Source organism: Hymenobacter sediminis (genome assembly GCF_003231285.1).
GTDB lineage: Bacteria > Bacteroidota > Bacteroidia > Cytophagales > Hymenobacteraceae > Hymenobacter > Hymenobacter sediminis.
In genome coordinates this window covers 333702-351858 of record NZ_QKNS01000003.1, presented here as the reverse complement: position 1 = coordinate 351858, position 18157 = coordinate 333702, and the positions used below count along the sequence as shown (strand labels likewise).

The following is an 18157-nucleotide window of genomic DNA, read 5'->3' as shown; positions in this document are numbered from 1 at the left end:
GTCTGATACGCTGAGTTGAAGCATAAGGTTAGCCTCCTAGCCCTGGAAAGCAGGCTGCTTTTCTCCCGTCTTTGCTTAGGAGCTGCAGGAAAGGGTAGCGCTACCTGGCTTTTCACGGGCCCAGTCGGGGCGCTTGGCGGCCAGGTCGTTGTGTTCCGGCTGTTCATCAAAAGGCTTTTTCAGCACTTCCATCAATCGGTTCAGCAGGCTCAGGTCGCCGGTTTCGGCGGCTTCAATGGCCTGTTGGGCCAGGTAGTTGCGCAGCACGTACTTGGGGTTAGCGGCCAGCATCTTCTCCCGAATAGCCTCCGGACTGGCCTGCTCCTGCTGCAGCCGCACAAAGTAGCGTTGCAGCCAGCCCAGCAGCGCTTGCTCTTCGGCCGGAGCCATGGAATAGGCAGCGGCGGCCAGTAGCTCCCGCCACTGCGCGTCGCCGTTTTCCGGGGCGGCCAGCACGGCCGGGGCCGTATGCGAAAGGTGGCGGAAGAACACGGTCATATCGACCTCTGATCCTGCCAGGGCCTGCTCTAAAGACTCTATTAGCCCTTCATCTTCCGGCGGCGTCAGGTCAGTAAGCCCCAGCTTTGCCAGCATCATATGGTGGCGGGTAGAGCCTAGCGTATCCACGTACACCTGCAAGGCAGAGTTCAGCTCCTCGATGTCGTTGACGAGGGGCAGGATGGCCTGGCCCAGCTGCATCAGGTTCCAGAGGGCTACCCGCGGCTGCTGTCCGAAGGCATAGCGCCGCCCGCCGAAGTCGGTGGTGTTGGGCGTCCAGTCCAGGTCGTAGGGCTCCAGCCAGCCGTAAGGGCCATAGTCGATGGTGAGGCCCAGGATGCTCATGTTGTCGGTGTTCATTACCCCGTGCACAAACCCCACTGACTGCCAGTGCGCAATCATGATGGCGGTGCGGCGGCAGACTTCCTCAAACCAGCGCACATATACATCCGGCGAAGGCTCGCCCAGTTCGGGGTAGTGGCGCCGGATGACGTAGTCGGCCAGGGCACGCAGGTTGTCGATTTCGCCGGTAGCCAGGAAAATCTGGAAGTTGCCGAAGCGCACGAAGGTAGGCGCCACCCGGGCCACAATGGCGCCGGGCTCGGGGCGGGCATTACCGTTGTAGAACATGTCCCGGATTACCTCGTCGCCGGTGGCTACTAGGCTCAGGGCGCGGGTGGTGGGCACGCCCAGGTGGTACATGGCCTCGGAGCACAGAAACTCTCTCACCGAGGAGCGCAGCACGGCCCGCCCATCGGCGCGGCGCGAGTAAGGCGTAGGGCCGGCCCCTTTCAGCTGAATTTCCCAGGTAGTACCATCCACAGCGGTTAGCTCGCCCAAAGAAATGGCGCGGCCGTCGCCGAGCTGCCCGGCCCAATTGCCGAACTGGTGGCCGCCGTAGCGGGCCGCAAAGGGTTTCATGGTAGTAGCCTGCCGGTTGCCGGCCAGCACCTCTACGGCCGGGCCGCGCTCTGGGGGGCGCTGCAGCCCCAGGAAGGCCGCCAGCTCCTCAGACCAGGCCAGCAGGTGGGGGTCCTGCACGGGGGTAGGGTCCACGCGGGAGTAGTGGTAGCCGGGCACTTGGCGCGGGCGCTTATCCATGGAAGCTTCGCCGCGCAGCTCCTCCACAAAGGAGTTTTGGAACGAAGCCTGATCTATTGATTGGGGGGTAGCAGACATAGGAAGAAAGCAAAAGGGTGCCTGCGGAAGCAAGCACCAACGACATCGAAAACGCGAAACGACCCTACAAGTTTCCACCGTTGTGCTCAGCAAACCCGCCAGCTAAACCGTAGCAGCGGCTGGTGAGTCGGGCTTCGGCTCCTCTGCTTCGGCCAGCGCTTCCGCGCCCCGATGCAGCGCCGCATGCCTCCGTCCGGTTGGTTTTATGCTGACGTTTGCCCGGCGGGTTTAAGCAAGCAGAGGGGGTAGGCGGATGCTGTTTTAGCGGTATAGGCGACAATGGATCAGGCACATGTGGCGTCGGACCGGGGCGGGGGAAAGAAAGCTCGGCCATAACCCCTATCCCGAAATCACGCTACAACCTTCTGACCACCCTACCCCTCCCTCCTATGGCAACGCAAAAGCTGCGCGGCAACGACCTGCGCAAAATTGGCTACCCCGAAGGCCGGGCCACTAGCCTAGCCCTGGATATTCTGGAAGACCGCCAACTCAAGAAGATGGACAAAGGCAGCGCCCTGGCTCTGCTTCAAAAAATCAAGGAAGACCCTTACGCCTACCTCCGCGACTCGCTGTGGCGGGAACTGGCCAAGGAATTCGTGCCCGACCCCAGCCGCGACGTGACCCTGAGCCCCGAAATAAAGGACTACCGCCGCTACGGCGAGGCCTTTATTGAAGACGGCGCCCGCAAGCAGATGGACACCGCCATGAAGCTCCCGGTAACGCTGGATGGGGCCCTCATGCCCGATGCTCACCAGGGCTACGGCCTACCCATTGGCGGGGTGCTGGCCGTAGACAATGCCGTGATTCCCTACGGGGTAGGCATGGATATTGGCTGCCGCATGGCCCTGTCGGTGTTTGAGTTGCCCCCGCGCTACCTTGAGCAGCGCACCCAGGAACTGAAAAAGCTGCTGCACAACCACACCCGCTTCGGGGCCAAGGAAGTGTTCAAGAACCCCGCCGACGACCCCATTCTGGACCGGCCCGAGTTCCGGGAAATTCCGGTGGTGAAGGGCAAGCGCGAGGCGGCCATCAACCAACTGGGCTCCTCGGGCTCCGGCAACCACTTCGTGGAGTGGGGCATCGTGGATATTACCACCGAAGACAACGAGTTGGGCGTACCCATTGGCCAATACCTGGGGCTGCTGTCCCACTCCGGCTCCCGCGGCCTGGGCGCCGCCATTGCCCAGCACTACACCAAAGTAGCCATGCAGAAGTGCCCCCTGCCGCCGGAGGCGCGCTACCTCGCCTGGCTCGACTTGGATACCCAGGAGGGCCAGGAGTACTGGCGGGCCATGAACCTGGCCGGCGACTACGCCTCGGCCTGTCACCGCGACATTCACCGCCGCCTCAGTCTGGCACTGGGCGAAAAGCCCCTGGCCAAAGTGGAAAACCACCATAACTTCGCCTGGAAAGAAACGCTGCCCGATGGGCGCGAGGCCATTGTGCACCGCAAGGGTGCTACCCCCGCCGGCCAGGGCGTGCTGGGCGTAATTCCGGGCTCGATGACGGCCCCTGGCTTTATTGTGCGGGGCCGCGGCGAGCGGGATTCCATCCAGTCGGCCTCCCACGGGGCAGGGCGGCGCCTCTCGCGCACCCAGGCCAAGCAGCAGGTAAGCGAGGGAGAACTGCGCCGCCTCCTGCGCGACCAGGGCATCGAGCTGATCGGCGGCGGCCTCGACGAAGCGCCCCAGGCCTACAAGGATATTCACCAGGTAATGGCCCACCAGCAAGATTTGGTGGATGTACTCGGCTCTTTCCGCCCCCGCATTGTGCGCATGGATGCCGGCGGCGGGGGCAAAAGCAAATACGGCGGCGAGTAACCATCACGGCTTCAAACGTATTCCGCTGATTTCTTGGAATTTGGTGGGCGCCCCTGCCTGCTTCAAGTGGCTCAGTGTGTAGCTAAAGTTAGAAATAGAACCTAGCTCCCCTCCTCAGCTGAGGAGGGGCTGGGGGTGGTTGACCGGAGCGCTGGAACATTATTTAGCTTCGAACTCCAGCATCGTTCACCGATTATCAACCGCCCCTGGCTCCTCCTTATCTAAGGAGGGGAACTAGTTCTAGCTCTGATTTATCGTTCGCAACTTGAATTACCTACCTTCAGGACCTAAGCTCCTACCCCCTTCTGACTTCCAAAGCCTTATTCTACTTTTTCTTCCTGCCTATGCGCTTTACTACCCTTCTGGCGAGCCTGAGTTTGGCTACTATAGTACTATCGGGTTGCGCCCGCACTCCTGGCCCTACCTCTTCCACCGCTGCCAAAGCCCCCGGCGAGCCCCTGCTGAGTGCTATTCGGGAAGATGAAGTGAAGCGCGACCTGTTTGCCCTGGCCGATGATAACTTCCGGGGCCGCCGCGCCGGTACTCCCGATGAGCTGCGCGCCGCCGTGTGGGTGGCCGAGCGGGCCCGCGAAGCTGGCCTCGAACCTGCCGGCGACGATGGCACGTATTTCCAGTTTTACCCGCTGCGCCGCGTAACGGTGGCCGCTTCTACCCGCCTTACCATTGGCGGCAAGCCACTGGCCCTCTGGAAAGATGCTTGGGTAACCTCGCCGCTCAACGCCCGCCTTGATGGGCCGGTGGTGTGGCTTAACTCCCTGGCCGACACCGTACGCCGCGACCTGCGGGGCAAGATTGTAGCCATGCCCCTGCAGGCGCCTACCCCCCTCCCGGCCCCGAAGATGAGCCTCTGGGCTATGCGCTACACCCTGGCCGGCATCGGGCAGCAGAGCGCCGCCTTGCGTAGCCGCGGGGTAGCCGGCATTGTGCTGACTGCCGATGCCACCGCCGAGCCCAGCCTGGAGTTTGTGGGGCACCGCTACGAAGATGGCCTGTACCTGTTGCCTTCTATGCCTTTGCCCGCCTCTCCCGTGCCGGTGCTGCTGGTGCGCCAGGCCGTGGCTACCCAACTCCGGGCCAAGGGAGCCCGCCTGCAAGCCGAGCTGGCCGCTAACGACTACCTCTACCCTTCCATGAACGTGGTAGCCCGTGCCCCCGGCACCGACCCGGCCCGCCGCGCGGAGCATGTGCTGTTCAGCGGCCACCACGACCACGACGGCATCGGGACGCCCGTACAGGGCGACTCCATCTGGAACGGGGCCGATGATAACGCGACGGTGAGCGTGGCCCTGCTGGCCATTGGCCGGGCCTGGAAGCAGCGGCCGGGGGCGCGCTCGGCCCTGTTTGTGTGGCACGGAGCTGAGGAGCGCGGCCTGCTGGGCTCGCGCTGGTACGCCGAGCATCCCACCGTGAATAAGGCCTCCATTGTGGCTGTGCTGAACGGCGATATGATGGGCCGCAACGCGCCCGACTCGGCCGCTTTGCTAGGCTCCATCCCGCCCCACCGCAACTCCAGGGCCCTAGTTGACATGGCCCTGAAAGCCAACCAGGACCACACCAAGTTTGCCCTTGACACCTCCTGGGACGAGGCCAAGCACCCCGAGGGCTGGTACTTCCGCTCCGACCACCTGCCCTACGCCCGCGCGGGCATCCCGGCCATCTTCTTCACTACCCTGCTCCACCCCGACTACCACACGCCCCGCGACGAGGCCTCGCGCATTGATGTGGCCAAGCTCACCCGCATGACGCGCTGGATGTACGCCACCGGCTGGGCCGTATCAGCGGCCCCGCAGCGCGTGACGGTAGACCCCGACTTCAAGCTGGAACGCTAGATAGCAGGCCATAAGACGTTTGAGTAGTGAAAGGCCGCCAGGTAGAGCAACCCTCCGCCTGACGGCCTTTTTGCTACTCATCTAGTATATACCTTGAGCACTACGCTGCCCCCTTGGCAATGAGTATCTTCCATTCTGTTCCCTACCCCCTTTCCCTATGATTACATCCTGGCTTCCTGCTGGCCTGGTAGCGGCCCTGCTGCTGAGCTGCACCAGCTCCAATCCGGCTACCCCTCATAACCCGGCCAAACCCGCCCTGCTGGTTTTCTACAAGACGGCCGGATTCCGGCACGAGTCGATTCCGGCGGGGCTGCTCGCCATTCAGCAACTGGGCGCGGAGCATGGCTTTACGGTTGACACCACCAACAACGCCACTCGCTTTACTTCGGATTTGCTGCGCCCGTACGGGGCCGTGGTTTTTCTGAATACCACCCAGGATGTCCTCAATCCGGCCCAGCAAACGGCTTTCGAGCAGTACATCCGAGCGGGCAAGGGCTTTGTGGGGGTGCATGCGGCCACCGATACGGAGTACGACTGGCCCTGGTACAACGGGTTGGTAGGCGCCTATTTCAGCAGCCACCCCGCAGTTCAGGCTGCCACCGTGCGCGTCGTCGATAAACAGCACCCTGCTACCAATTTTCTGCCAGCTGCCTGGCCCCGCACCGATGAGTGGTACAACTTCAAGAGCATCCGGCCGGACCTGACGGTTCTGGCTACCCTGGATGAAACTACTTATTCCGGCGGCACTAATGGCCCTACCCACCCCTTTGCCTGGTACCACACCTACGACGGAGGCCGCGCCTTTTACACGGCTGGCGGCCACACCCCCGAATGCTACTCTGAGCCCTTGTTCGTGCGTCACCTGCTGGGCGGCATTCGCTACGCGCTTGGTCAGCCGTAGCCCGACAGCTTAGGTCAATATAATCAGAAACCGGTGAACTATTCAAATAAGGGATTCATCAAACCCTATGCTTGCAATTACCCAATCATTTATCTATATTATACAACCCTTACCCCATGCTGCCGGACTACCTATCTTCCACTAGCTCATACTACGATGAAGAATCTACTGGTACCCACAGATTTTTCGCCCACGGCCCACCACGCCTTTGAAGTGGCCCTGCAGATGGCCCAGCGCACTGGTGGCAACATTAGCCTGCTGCACGTGGTGGACCTGCCCGAAACGGCACGCTTTGCCACTACAGGTGGCTTGGCCGGGGGTGGCGGCCTCAACGATGTGTACACCCTTAAGCTGCTGCAAGTGGTAAAGCACCGCATGCACGAGCTGATGGCCGAAGCCGCCCGCACTGCCCCCGGCGTGCTGGTCCGCGATGTGGTGCACACCGCCGACTTCGAGGCGGCCATGCTGGAAACCATTACTGAGCGCCAGATTGACCTAGTAGTAATGGGCGCCAAGGAACACAGCTCGTGGGAGCAGTTTTTCGGGGGCTCACGCACCGAGCACATGGTGCGCCGCGCACCCTGCCCGGTGCTCACAGTAAAGCACCCTACCCCTCACTTCGAGGTGCGCCACATTGTTTTCGCTTCCGATTTCTCCCCCGAAGCAGACCTGGCCGTGCCCAGCCTGCGCCGGGTTCAGGAAATATTTCCGGAGGCCTTGCTGCACCTGCTGGATGTAGTGCCAGACCCCAACCAGCGCACGGCCGCCATGATGCGCATTCACCGCTTCGCTGACCGTCACCAGCTTACCCACTACGAGCCCGACGTATTCGACGCGCCGAACGCCAGCACCGGAATTCCGCGCTTTGCTGAGCAGGCCCACGCCGATCTGGTTGTGATGCTAACCCATGGGCGCGCCGGTTTGGGCCACCTGCTACAAGGCAGCATCTCAGAAAACGTGGCGCTGCATGCTGCCTCGCCCGTACTCACCTTCCATGCTCACTAGCGCGCGAGGGTAGGCGCGCAGCGCATCTTATTGCAGAAAGTCCTGCCGAGCTGGTCGAGGCATCTCGCGTGCTGACGTTGTAATGGAAACGGTCATCCCAATGCCTTCTTACCGTTGGTGCAGGTAAGCGCGCCCAATGCTGCGGATTTTCAGCGGAGAGGATCAGGGAAAGGGGGTGTCGTGCCGGGTGGTCCGAAGCAAAACGAGCCGTTCAAGAAGCCGTATCGTTCACTTAACTGCCCTACATCTGACGTTCACCGTTCAGATTACCAACGAAATACGGGTTTTCCCGGAAGCAAATACGTAGAAACCCGGGAGCTAAAGCAAGGTTGGCTTTGTCTATCTTTCAACCAGAATAAGCCAATAAATTCTTAAGTTCTTTCAAACGCATGACTGCTCCGACTGTTACTTCCCTTGATTTGCAATTGCACCTGGTGCCAGCCGGATGCCGGCTCGACTTTTCTCGCATGCCCGGCCTTTTTGCCTACGTGTACCGCCGCCAGACCAACCAGCCTTGGCTGTGCATCGCCCACAATGCCTGCAGCCCCCACATTGACAGAGCAGTACCCGCTGGCACTGGCCTGATTGAATACGTAGTATGCTACTGCGACGCGGCTGGCAACATCACGGCCACTACCCCCATTGTGCAGACGCCCGCCGTTCCGCAGCCCCCGCACAGCCAGCCCACTAACCGCCCCCAACTAGCCCGGACCCGGCAGTTCGCCTAAGCTGCCCTACCCCTCCATACAAGCAAAAGCCCCGGTAACACGTGTTGCCGGGGCTTTTGCTTGTATGGAGGGGTAGGCGCCTACAGGTTTTTCAGCCAGGTTTGGCGCATGGCTAGTTGGGCGGGGGTAGCGGCCGGGTCTTGGCTGAAGACGTAGCGCTTCACCTCTTCGGTGCTGCCCAGCTTCACGCGCACCGTCTGCTCCTGCCCGTTGCGGCTGATGGTGAGAGGAAGCTCAGAACCAGGCTGGCGGCTGGCTACCCGGCGCAGGGCCGTGAAGTCGTTGCGCACGCCATCTACGGCCACCAGTTGGTCGCCTACCTGCACGCCGGCGGCTTGCAGCGGGCCGCCTACCTTGGTGAAGTATACACTGGTTTCGCGCGGAGCTAGGCCCAGTGCGCCCAGGGTAGCCACCTGCTTACCGGTGTGCTGAATAGGCTCGTAGCGGATGCCCACCTTGCTGTAGTACTCCTGCAGGGGCAGCGGCTCAGCATTCTGTACGTAGCGCTTAAAGAAGTCCCCAATTTCGGGGTAGGTCATCTTGGTGAAGTCCTGGAAGAAGTTTTTCTCGCTGATGGGCTTGTTGGGGCCATACTGCTTAGCCAGCTCCAGCAGCACGTCGCGGAGGCCGCGCTTACCGCCACTCAGCTCCAGCAGGCGCAGATCCAGCAGGCCCGCCGTGAGGGCCCCGCGCTGGTAAATGTTGCCGTACTGGCGCTGCCCCTCGTCGCTGAACGAGTTCAGGCCCAGGCGGCTGAGGCTGTAGGTGGTATCGGTGCGGGTGCGGTCGTACTGCACTTTGTCGTGCAGCATGCTCAGGTAGTCGTCTAGGGGCACGAGGCCGCCGCGCAGCTGCATCATGTGCGAGGCCCACTCGGTGGTGCCTTCATATAGCCACAGGTGCTCGGAGCCGGTGGGCTGCACAAAGTTGAAGTGCTCAATCACCTCGGAGTGGATGTTGAGCGGGGTCATAACGTGGAAAAACTCGTGGGCCGCAATATCCACTACCCCCTGCGCCGATTCGGGCGTGAGCGGCTGCTCAGGCAGCACGTACTCCGAGCTGTAGGAGTGCTCCCAGGCCCCAGCCGAGCGGTCGGCGAAGTGGTACAGGAAGGCGTAGCGGTTCACGGGCAGTTGGCCGCCAAAGAAGCTCTGGGCGGCACTCAGCATTTTTTGCATGTAGCCCAGCAGGGGCTCGGCCTGCACCTTATCGGTAGCGGAATAGCAGTACAGGGCCACATCGGCGTTGCCGAGCTTGGTGCTGGCCTCGGTGAGGCGGCCCAGCAGAATGGGCGAGTCCACGGCGTGGTCGTAGTCCTGCAGGTGGTAGTAGCCGTCCTTGTCGAGCTGCAGCACCGAGCCGGCTTTCCAGCCGCCGGGGTACTCCAGCTTCAGGCGCAGGGGCTTGTCTTGCATGCCCTGGGGGTAGCCCAGCAGGGTCTGGCCGTTGAGCAGGGCATGGTCAGTTTCCAGCGAGGAGCCGCACATGCGGTAGATGTTGTGCTCCTTTACCGGCGTATCCCAGGTTTCGGCAATGGTGTAGCGGATTTCGCGGGTTTTCTCGGGCTGGCTGAGCTGCCACTGGTTGGTGCCGATCTGCTTGCTTTCGAGGGGCTTGCCTTTATCGTCGAAGGCCTGAAAGTTGCTCACGAAGCGGCCCATATCCATTACCTGGTAGGTGCCGGGCGCGGTGGCGGCAAACTGATAAATGGCCTGTTCTTTTTTGAGCTTGGGCAGTTGCAGCTTTACCTGGAAGGCGTTGCTGTTGGTGGCCGGGTCCATGCTCACGGTATACGTCAGCTCGCGGGGGGCTTTGGCCAGCACGGGCGCAGCCAGGGCCAGCAGCGCCGCCACGGCAGCCGGACGGAAAAAGGAAGTCATCTGATAAGGAAACAAGGGGTGAAAGTGGGCTACAGACGCGCAACGCGGTGGAGGGTTGCGCCGCCCCGAAGCTAACGGATTCGCCCCGGACTACCCCCGCCACCCAACCTCAACCATAACCTAGGGCCCGTAATCCAGTACACCTTCTGAAGGAAACCGGCGCCTTATTGGCTCCTACCCCACTTACTGCCCGCAACCATGACCCACACGCCGCCCCCCGATAATAATCCTACCCAGCTGCTGCGCTACCGCCTGCAGATTGATGCGCTGACCGACGCCGACAGCATTGGCCGCGTCCGCCAGGTGCTTACGGGGCTGGGCCTGCTGGTTGACCGCATTGAGGGCGGCGAAGTGGAAGTAGCCGTAGCCTCGGCCCAGGACCCCGGCCGCGAGGCCATGCAGCAGGCCCTGCTGGCTGCCGGCTTTGCCGTGCAGGATGTTACGGCTGAAAGCAGCTAGGCTACCTTTTCTGCAGCGCTACCAACTGGCTACTGCCCCACAATCAACAGAATACGAACCCCTTACTATCAGGCATCTGGGACTTGCTACGCCAAACCAACTCTGTGCTCATACACAACATTTCCTGAGTGGACACAGTAGTTTAGGCGTATCCTTGTACTCTGGGAGCAACCATCAGGGGGCCGGCTCCCTGTTTCTGCTACCTTCTTTGCCGTGTCCGACACCTTTGCTTCTACTTCTTCCTCCGCCACGCCGGGTTCTTTACCGGCCGAAGACCTGCTGCAAGGGCTCCTGACCATTTCCCTGACTGGTGTAGCCCTTTACAAACCCATTTTCGCGACCCAGGGCAGCCGCCAAATCGTTGATTTCGAAATTGTTCACTTCAACCCCAAGGCCCTGGCAATTCTGGGTCTGCAGGAGCAGCCCCGCGAAACTTACCTGCAGCTCTACCCCCACACGCTCACGACGGGCGTATTCGAGTTTCATTGCCGCGCCTACCACGCCAGCGGACCGGAACGCTACAGCATCAATTACCAGGGCGACGGCCTCGACAACTATTTTCACCTGGTAGCCCAGCGCATAGGCGACACCCTGCTGGTGAACTTCACCGATACAGCCGAGCAGTCGAGGACGGCCGTGGAAAATGCCCTGCGCGAAAGTCAGGCCCGGGAGAAGGCCGCCCGCACCGAGGCCGAAAACCAGCGCAACCAGCTGCACAGCCTGTTCATGCAGGCCCCGGCCATGATTACCATTTTTGAGGGCCCTAACCACGTTTTCCGGCTGGTAAACCCGCTGTACCAAGAGTTGGTAGGCAACCGCCCGCTGCTGGGCAAACCCATCCGCGAGGCCATGCCCGAGCTGGCTGGCCAACCCATTTTTGCTCTGCTGGACCGCGTGTACCACACCGGCGAAACCTTCCGGGCTACGGAAATGCAGGTGCAGCTCGACCACGACAACACCGGGCGCCTGGGCGAGCGGTATTACAATTTCATCTACCAGGCCACGCACGCTCCCGGCGGCGCCGTTAATGGCATTCTGGTATTTGCCTACGAGGTAACCGAGCAGGTACTGGCCCGCCGCCGGCTGGAAAACAGCGAGTTCCTGCTGGCTGAAACCAACGAAGAACTGGCCGCCACCAACGAGGAGCTGACCGCTACCAACGAGGAGCTGTATTCCGCGAACCTGGAAATTCTAACGAATAACCAGGAGTTGGAGCGCCGCGTGGCGGCCCGCACCCAGGATGCCCTCCGGGCCCAGGCCGAGGCCGAGCGCCAGCGGGCCCGGCTGGAACGACTATTTATGCAGGCCCCGGCCGCCATCTGTATCCTCGATGGGCCTAATCTGGTATTCGAGCTAGTAAACCCAGGCTATGAGCAGCTGTTTCCGGGGCGCCGCCTGATTGGGCGCCCCATCCTGGATGCTCTGCCAGAAATTGCTGGCCACTCTATGTACCGCACCTTCCGGCAGGTGTACGAAACGGGCATTACCCACCAGGAAATGGGTATGCGCATTTCCCTGAACCGCCCCGAGAATGGCCACCTCGAAGACCGCTACTTCAACTACATTCAGCAGCCCCGCTACAATGATAGTGGCAGCATTGACGGCGTGCTGGTGTTTGCCTACGAGGTAACCGACCTGGTGCTGGCCCGCCGCCAGATCGAGAAAAGTGAGCTGGCCTTCCGCACCCTCACCAATGCCATTTCTAACCTGGTCTGGACGGCCACCCCGGCCGGCAACGTCGATTATTTCAATGAGCAGTGGTTTGCTTACACCGGCAGCACGCCGGAGCAGGCCCTGGGCATGGGCTGGGCCAGTTTCTTTCATCCCCAGGATGCTCCGACCATGATTACCTTATGGCAAAGCACCCTTACCACTGGGGAGCCCTACCAAGCAGAAGCGCGCCTGCGCCGGGCCGATGGGGCCTACCGCTGGTTTCTGGTGCGGGCCCTGGCCCTGCGCGATGAACAGGGCAACATCAGCCAGTGGTTTGGTACCAACACCGATATTCATGAGCAGAAAGAGCTGGCCGAGGCCCTGCAACTGGCCAGCCGCAAGCTGGCTACCTCCAACAAAGAGCTGCGCACCGCCAACGAGCAGGCCCAGCAAGCCAACCTGCAGCTGGAGCTGACCAACGAGCAGCTCAGCCGCATCAACGCCGACCTGGACAACTTTGTGTACACGGCCTCGCATGATTTGCAGCAGCCCGTGCACAACATGGCCGGCGTGTTTTATGAGCTGAAGCGCACCGCCACCTTCCACGACCCCGACGCCGAGCGGCTGATGGCTATGTTCGAGGATGCGCTCAGCCAAATTCAGGGCACTATTCAGGGGCTGGCGCAGGTGGTACAGGCTGAGCGGGTAAACCAGGGCCTGCCGGCCGAGGTGGTAGAGCTGCTACCCCTTACCCAGAGCGTAATGCAAAGCATCCGCAGCCAGATAGCCGAGCAGCAGGCCGAGTTTGAACTTGATTTCGAAGAGGTTCCGCAGCTGCTTTTCGGGCGGCTTAACCTGCAGAGCGTGCTGTACAACCTGCTCAGCAATGCCCTGAAATACGCCCACCCCGAGCGGCCGCCCCTAGTGCGCGTCAGGAGCCGATTAGCGGATGGGGGCTACCCCCTGCTGGAGGTGCAGGACAATGGCCTGGGCATGGATCTGGCACGCTTCGGGTCAGATATGTTCAAGATGTTCCGGCGCTTCCATGACCACGTACCCGGCTCGGGGCTCGGGCTGTACCTGGTTAACCGCATTATGCAGCAGAGCGGGGGCCATATTGACGTTAGCAGCTCCAGCGGGGAGGGCACCACCTTTCATATCCACTTCCCGGCTGCCTCCCTACCCCCTGCTAAGCCATAAAGCCAACTCAGGCCTCCGTTATACAAAAAGCCGTCTTATGGAGCTGATGAATACTGCGCCACAAGACGGCTTTCTTTATTTTCCTACCCCCGGCCTGCGCCCAAAGCCCGGCCAGGGGCAGCAAGTGGTTTACTTGTCCTTGAGCGGGTCGTGGCCCCAGTTCATGAGCGAGTAGCGCCAGCGCGACGTCTCCACGTCTTTCTTATCATGAGGGCCCTGGGCCAGGTGGCGGCTGACGTAGCTGTGCACCTTGTGCATGTGCTCCTCGTCGGCGGCGGAGAGGTCGGCCTTTTTCTTGCGCAGAATCTCTACAATTCGCTTCCCGGAGTGGTGCCCAATGCTGGCGCCGTCGCCACTATCCTGCCCCACCGACTTCGACTCGTCGGTTTTCAGCCACTTTTCTAGTTCGGCGGCGGTCATGTTTACATCCCGCTTAAAGTCGGCATGGATGTCGTGATTGGAGGAAGAGGAGGCATTGGTGGCCATGGCAGGGGTAGTAAAAGTGAGCTGGAATTGATTGATTATCATGAAATCAACCACTGCTAGCTCAACGATGGCCACCCGTTTGGGTTGCGCGCCGCTCGTGCATAGTTCGGGCCCTACCCCTTGCTGGCCGTGTAACCCCTAGTGAAGCTGCGCATCGTCCCTGGAGCCATCGGGGCGGGGCGAAACCGGGGAATGACCGTTGAGCAGAAACTCGCGCAGGCGGTTTACGTGCCGCTTAATTTCCTCCAGCTTCTCATTCTGCTGCACGCTCCAGGGGCTATTGCCGTGCGAAGCCATGCTGGCCAGCAGGTTTTTGCGTTCCTCCATCATGCGCAGGGCTACCCACAAGGTTTCCTCCATCACATCCTGCGACTTTTCCAGCAGCGCGTCGGCCGTAAAGGCGTGGCCCGTGTGGCAGCGGTAGCGCAGCACATTGCCGTGGTTCAGCTCCCAGAGGGCGCCCCCGCAGTCGGGGCAGGTAAGGGGTACCTGTTTGCCCAACCTCTGTACGTCTTCAATGTTTCCCACAATCCGTTCGGCAATAGCAGCTTCCACTTTCAGATCTTCGGGGATAGGGCCAGCGCCCGGCAGCACCGGAGTGGGTACTCCTACCAGCTCCGTCAGTACCCGGCCCATCATATCCAGGGGCAGCACGTAATCCACTTCCACATTGCGCAAAGCACTTTCCGGCATGCTGGGGTACTCCGCGTCGGCGGGATCTTGCACCACGGCCGTGCCACCGCAGCGCTTAATGAATTCGAGGCCGGCCGTGCCATCGTGCAGCATGCCGGTAAGCACTACCCCTACCACGTTGGGGCCGTAGGCCACGGCGGCCGAGCGGAACAGGGCATCGGCGGCGGGGCGGTAGTTGTTTTCGCGGGGGCCCTTGGTAACCAGCACCCGGCTGTCCTTTACCAGCAGGTGGCGGTCGGGCGGAGCCAGGTACAGGATACCGGCCTCCAACGGCTCGTCGTGCCGGGCCAGCTTGCAATTCAGCCCGGTGTTAGCGTTCATGCGTTCTACCAGCGGCTCACCCGAGGAATCAGGAGACAGGTGCTGTACTACCAGCACAGCAGCCGGCAGCGAGGCCGGCAGCTGCTGCACCAGTTGTACCAGAGCGGGCATACCTCCGGCAGAGGTACCAATAACAATTAGGTAAGAAGGAGCAGGAACAGGCACAGGCGAGAAACTGGATAGAAGAGGAAATGCCCAGCTTAGTAAGCAGGATCAGCGTTTTCTAACTACGCCTAAGTACGTGGGTTAGCCATGAACAGCTCTGGTTGAGCTTTTGATTTCCCGCAAGAACTAGGCACTTGCGTGCCTCCGGCCCCTAGTCTTTCGGTATATTTGAGTTCATAACCAGGCTTATTTTAGGCAATTGGCGGCTAAGTAAATGCGGCTGAATGGTTGTGGTTTTTTGACTTCCTGCATGACACCTCCTACCCCTCCGGTTTTCAATGACGAGGACCTTCCGGCTGAAGAGCTGGGCACCGAAACCTCCGATGCTTCTAATGCAACGCGCAGCCCGCGCCGCCAGGCGCCGGCCCCCAACGATAAGTTTCCTATTGTAGCCTTATGCGGCTCGGCAGGCTTCATTGAGGCCGTAGAGCGTTTTTTAACTCATCTTACTCCCCACTCGGGCATGGCGTTCGTGGTGGTCACGCACCTGCTGCCCACCCAGAATAGCGGCTTGGTGGAAGTGCTGCAGCGCTTTACCACTCTTCCCGTAGAGGAAGTCACCGACGGGATAAAAGTGCGCCCTAATCATGTGTACGTTATTCCGGCCAACAAAGACCTGAGCATCCTGAACGGCAGCCTGTTTCTGCTGGCGCCAACCCAAACTCCGGGCCGGCGCATGCCCATTGACTTCTTTCTGCAGACTCTGGCCAAGGAAGCCCGCGAGCGGGCCATTTGCATTATTTTCTCGGGGCTGGGCGCCGATGGCAGCATTGGCCTGAAGCTGGTAATGGAAAACTTCGGGATGGTAATGGTGCAGGACCCGGCCACGGCTTCCTTCGACGCTATGCCGCGCGCGGCCATGGCTACTGAATTCGTGGATTTTGTGCTGGCTCCGGACCTGATGCCCGCCAAGCTGCTCGACTACGTGGAACGCCCTGCGCTGGGTCGCCACCTGCGCACCCAGGAGCCCGACTCGGTGGCCAAGCCGGCCCACGCCCTGCAGAAAATCTTTCTGCTCATTCGTCAGCAAACCGGCCACGATTTCAGCTACTACAAGCGCAACACCGTGTTCCGGCACATTGAGCGACGCATGAACTCCCACCAAATCAAGGAGTTTACTACCTACGTGCGCTACCTCCAGGAAAACCCCCAGGAGGTGGAGCAGCTGTTCAAGGAGCTGCTGATTGGAGTAACCAAGTTCTTCCGCGACCCGGAGGCCTACGAAAACCTCAAAAACCACCTCAGGCCCATTATCAAGGCCAAACCAACTGACAGCACCATTCGGGTGTGGGCGCCGGGCTGCTCTACCGGCGAGGAGGCCTACTCCCTGGGCATAATCCTGCTGGAGCTGCTCGATGAAATAGACGTCGCCCGCTACCTCAAGCTTCAAATCTTCGCCACCGATATTTCGGCCGAGTCGGTGGACTTTGCGCGCACCGGCACTTACACCGATAATATTTCCGGCGACGTGAGCCCGGAGCGGTTGCAGCGCTTTTTCCATAAGCTCGATGGCCACTACCAGATCCGGAAGGAAGTGCGCGACGTGGTGGTGTTTGCCCTGCACAACATCAACAAGGACGCGCCCTTTACCCGCCTGGATTTGCTTTGCTGCCGCAACCTGCTGATTTACCTCAGCGCCGAGCTGCAGAAAAACCTGATACCGGTATTTCACTACGCCATCAACCCCGACGGCATTCTGTTTTTAGGGCCCAGCGAAAACATCACCACCTTTCAGGACCTGTTTCAGCCCCTGGATATAAAGTGGAAAATTTCGCGCCGCACCGAAACCGCCTCTGCCCTGCCCCGTCTGGCTAACTTCCCGTTTGATAAGTCGAAGCAGAACCTACCCTCGCCGCACCCTACCACCACCATGTCTGCTAACCTCACGGGGCGCCGTGAAAGTGGCCCCTTCGCGGCCCAGGTCCAGAAAACCCTGCTGAACACCTACGCTCCGCCAGCCGTGGTGATCAATCCTAAAGGCGAGATTCTGTACGTGCACGGCCGCACGGGCAAATACCTAGAGCCTGCCCCCGGCCTGAGCGGCATGAACCTCTTCGACATGGCCCGCGAGGAGCTGAGCTACGAAATCAGTGGGGCCGTGCACCGGGCCAGCCAAACCCACCAGAGCGTGGTGCTCGATAACGTGCGGGTGAAAACCGATGCCGGCCAGCAGCTGCTGCGCCTCTCGGTAAAGTACCTGGAGGAGCCCGAGACTCTGGCCGGCCTGCTACTGGTGGCCTTTGAGGACCAGCCCACCCCCCGCAAGGTGCGCCTGAGCAAGGCCCCCAGCGGCGAGCTGAGCCGCGACGCCGTGGTAACCGCCCTCGACAAGGAACTGCAGTATACCAAGCACCGCCTCCAAACCACCATTGAGGAAATGGAAAGCTCCCTGGAAGAGCTGAAAAGCACCAACGAAGAGCTGCAGTCGGCCAACGAGGAGCTGCAAAGCACCAACGAGGAGGCCATGACCAACAAGGAGGAGATGCAGAGCCTGAACGAGGAGCTGATGACCCTGAACATGCAGTACATGGCCAAAACCGACGAGCTGGCGCAGTCGGCCAACGACATGAAGAACCTGCTGGACGCCACCGAAATAGCTATGATATTCCTGGACAACAACATGAATATTAAGCGCTTTACCCCGCCCGTGGGCCGCATCATTCACCTGATGCCTACCGATGTGGGCCGCCCGCTCAGCCACTTTGCCTCCACCCTGCGCTACGAGAAGCTGCTCCGCGATGTGCAGCAGGTCCTCGACCGGCTCGTGAGCGTGGAAACCAACATTCAGGTAACTTCCGGCGAGTGGTACACCATGCGCATTCTCCCCTACCGCACCCTCGATAACTACATCAGCGGGGCCGTTATTACCTTCTCCGACATCACGAGCCTGAAAACCATGGAGGCCCAGCTGCAAGCCAGCGCCATGATGGCGGCCAGCCTGCAGGAAACCATGCGCCAGCCCATTCTGGCCGTTGATGGCGACCTGAAAGTGGTCTTCGCCAACCACTCCTTTGCCCATATTATGGGTACTACCACCAACGAAATGCTGGGCACCTCGCTCACCATCGTCGGGCAGGGGGTCCTCAACCAGCCCGCCCTGATTGAGCCTCTGCTCCAACTCCTGAAGCCTGACTCCGACTCCGATAGCACGGAGTTTGATGGCCTGCTGCTGGAGGTGCAGGTGCCGGGCCAGGCTCCTCGCCACCTGAACCTATATGCCCGCCGCCTGCTCCAGGAGGGGCAGCCCACCGGCCGCGTGCTGCTGGGCATAGAGGCCGTAGATGGCAGCACAGCTCTTCTATAACGAGTTCCCAATCTG

At 60.8% G+C, this 18157-nt stretch carries 12 protein-coding genes; 8 read left to right on the top strand and 4 right to left on the bottom strand.

What is annotated here, in order from left to right:
- Positions 1 to 75: 75 nt before the first annotated feature.
- Positions 76 to 1677, bottom strand: coding sequence for a protein adenylyltransferase SelO (locus DNI29_RS10595; protein WP_110978075.1), 1602 nt, complete (start codon positions 1675 to 1677; stop codon positions 76 to 78).
- A gap of 389 nt (positions 1678 to 2066) precedes the next feature.
- On the opposite strand from DNI29_RS10595, the gene DNI29_RS10590 reads away from it, so the two are divergent.
- The 5 genes from DNI29_RS10590 to DNI29_RS10570 all read left to right on the top strand — a co-directional run bounded on the left by DNI29_RS10590 (position 2067) and on the right by DNI29_RS10570 (position 7981).
- Positions 2067 to 3497, top strand: coding sequence for an RtcB family protein (locus tag DNI29_RS10590; protein ID WP_110978074.1), 1431 nt, complete (start codon positions 2067 to 2069; stop codon positions 3495 to 3497).
- A gap of 344 nt (positions 3498 to 3841) precedes the next feature.
- Positions 3842 to 5347: a M28 family metallopeptidase gene (locus DNI29_RS10585; RefSeq protein WP_110978073.1), complete on the top strand. Its 1506-nt coding sequence runs from the start codon at positions 3842 to 3844 to the stop codon at positions 5345 to 5347.
- Positions 5348 to 5504: 157 nt separating this feature from the next.
- Complete coding sequence (locus DNI29_RS10580) at positions 5505 to 6248, top strand: ThuA domain-containing protein (protein ID WP_110978072.1); 744 nt, start codon at positions 5505 to 5507, stop codon at positions 6246 to 6248.
- A gap of 156 nt (positions 6249 to 6404) precedes the next feature.
- Complete coding sequence (locus tag DNI29_RS10575) at positions 6405 to 7253, top strand: universal stress protein (protein WP_110978071.1); 849 nt, start codon at positions 6405 to 6407, stop codon at positions 7251 to 7253.
- 389 nt (positions 7254 to 7642) lie between these two features.
- Positions 7643 to 7981: a hypothetical protein gene (locus DNI29_RS10570; protein ID WP_123823205.1), complete on the top strand. Its 339-nt coding sequence runs from the start codon at positions 7643 to 7645 to the stop codon at positions 7979 to 7981.
- Positions 7982 to 8061: 80 nt separating this feature from the next.
- Here the strand turns inward: DNI29_RS10570 and DNI29_RS10565 are convergent, their stop codons facing one another.
- A complete protein-coding gene (locus DNI29_RS10565; protein ID WP_110978069.1) occupies positions 8062 to 9861 on the bottom strand; it encodes a M61 family metallopeptidase in 1800 nt (599 codons plus the stop codon).
- Positions 9862 to 10059: 198 nt separating this feature from the next.
- Between DNI29_RS10565 and DNI29_RS10560 the strand changes: the two genes are divergently transcribed.
- Both DNI29_RS10560 and DNI29_RS10555 read left to right on the top strand, forming a co-directional pair.
- A complete protein-coding gene (locus tag DNI29_RS10560) occupies positions 10060 to 10320 on the top strand; it encodes a hypothetical protein (protein WP_110978068.1) in 261 nt (86 codons plus the stop codon).
- Between the two features lie 213 nt (positions 10321 to 10533).
- Entirely contained in the window at positions 10534 to 13173 is a 2640-nt protein-coding gene (locus DNI29_RS10555) for a PAS domain-containing sensor histidine kinase (protein WP_110978067.1), read from the top strand.
- A 129-nt stretch (positions 13174 to 13302) separates the two neighbouring features.
- Here DNI29_RS10555 and DNI29_RS10550 read toward each other — a convergent pair whose 3' ends face one another.
- Positions 13303 to 13659, bottom strand: coding sequence for a DUF3140 domain-containing protein (locus DNI29_RS10550; RefSeq protein WP_110978264.1), 357 nt, complete (start codon positions 13657 to 13659; stop codon positions 13303 to 13305).
- Positions 13660 to 13797: 138 nt separating this feature from the next.
- Complete coding sequence (locus DNI29_RS10545; protein WP_262510214.1) at positions 13798 to 14838, bottom strand: chemotaxis protein CheB; 1041 nt, start codon at positions 14836 to 14838, stop codon at positions 13798 to 13800.
- A 250-nt stretch (positions 14839 to 15088) separates the two neighbouring features.
- On the opposite strand from DNI29_RS10545, the gene DNI29_RS10540 reads away from it, so the two are divergent.
- Positions 15089 to 18142, top strand: coding sequence for a CheR family methyltransferase (locus tag DNI29_RS10540; protein WP_162303575.1), 3054 nt, complete (start codon positions 15089 to 15091; stop codon positions 18140 to 18142).
- Positions 18143 to 18157: the final 15 nt, after the last annotated feature.

Excerpts from the sequence above, each read along its gene's own strand:
- DNI29_RS10570 (WP_123823205.1), top strand. The coding sequence starts at position 7,643 with ATGACTGCTCCGACTGTTACTTCCCTTGATTTGCAATTGCACCTGGTG.
- DNI29_RS10575 (WP_110978071.1), top strand. The coding sequence starts at position 6,405 with ATGAAGAATCTACTGGTACCCACAGATTTTTCGCCCACGGCCCACCAC.
- DNI29_RS10595 (WP_110978075.1), bottom strand. The coding sequence starts at position 1,677 with ATGTCTGCTACCCCCCAATCAATAGATCAGGCTTCGTTCCAAAACTCC.
- DNI29_RS10580 (WP_110978072.1), top strand. The coding sequence starts at position 5,505 with ATGATTACATCCTGGCTTCCTGCTGGCCTGGTAGCGGCCCTGCTGCTG.
- DNI29_RS10565 (WP_110978069.1), bottom strand. The coding sequence starts at position 9,861 with ATGACTTCCTTTTTCCGTCCGGCTGCCGTGGCGGCGCTGCTGGCCCTG.
- DNI29_RS10550 (WP_110978264.1), bottom strand. The coding sequence starts at position 13,659 with ATGGCCACCAATGCCTCCTCTTCCTCCAATCACGACATCCATGCCGAC.
- DNI29_RS10590 (WP_110978074.1), top strand. The coding sequence starts at position 2,067 with ATGGCAACGCAAAAGCTGCGCGGCAACGACCTGCGCAAAATTGGCTAC.
- DNI29_RS10585 (WP_110978073.1), top strand. The coding sequence starts at position 3,842 with ATGCGCTTTACTACCCTTCTGGCGAGCCTGAGTTTGGCTACTATAGTA.
- DNI29_RS10560 (WP_110978068.1), top strand. The coding sequence starts at position 10,060 with ATGACCCACACGCCGCCCCCCGATAATAATCCTACCCAGCTGCTGCGC.
- DNI29_RS10540 (WP_162303575.1), top strand. The coding sequence starts at position 15,089 with ATGACACCTCCTACCCCTCCGGTTTTCAATGACGAGGACCTTCCGGCT.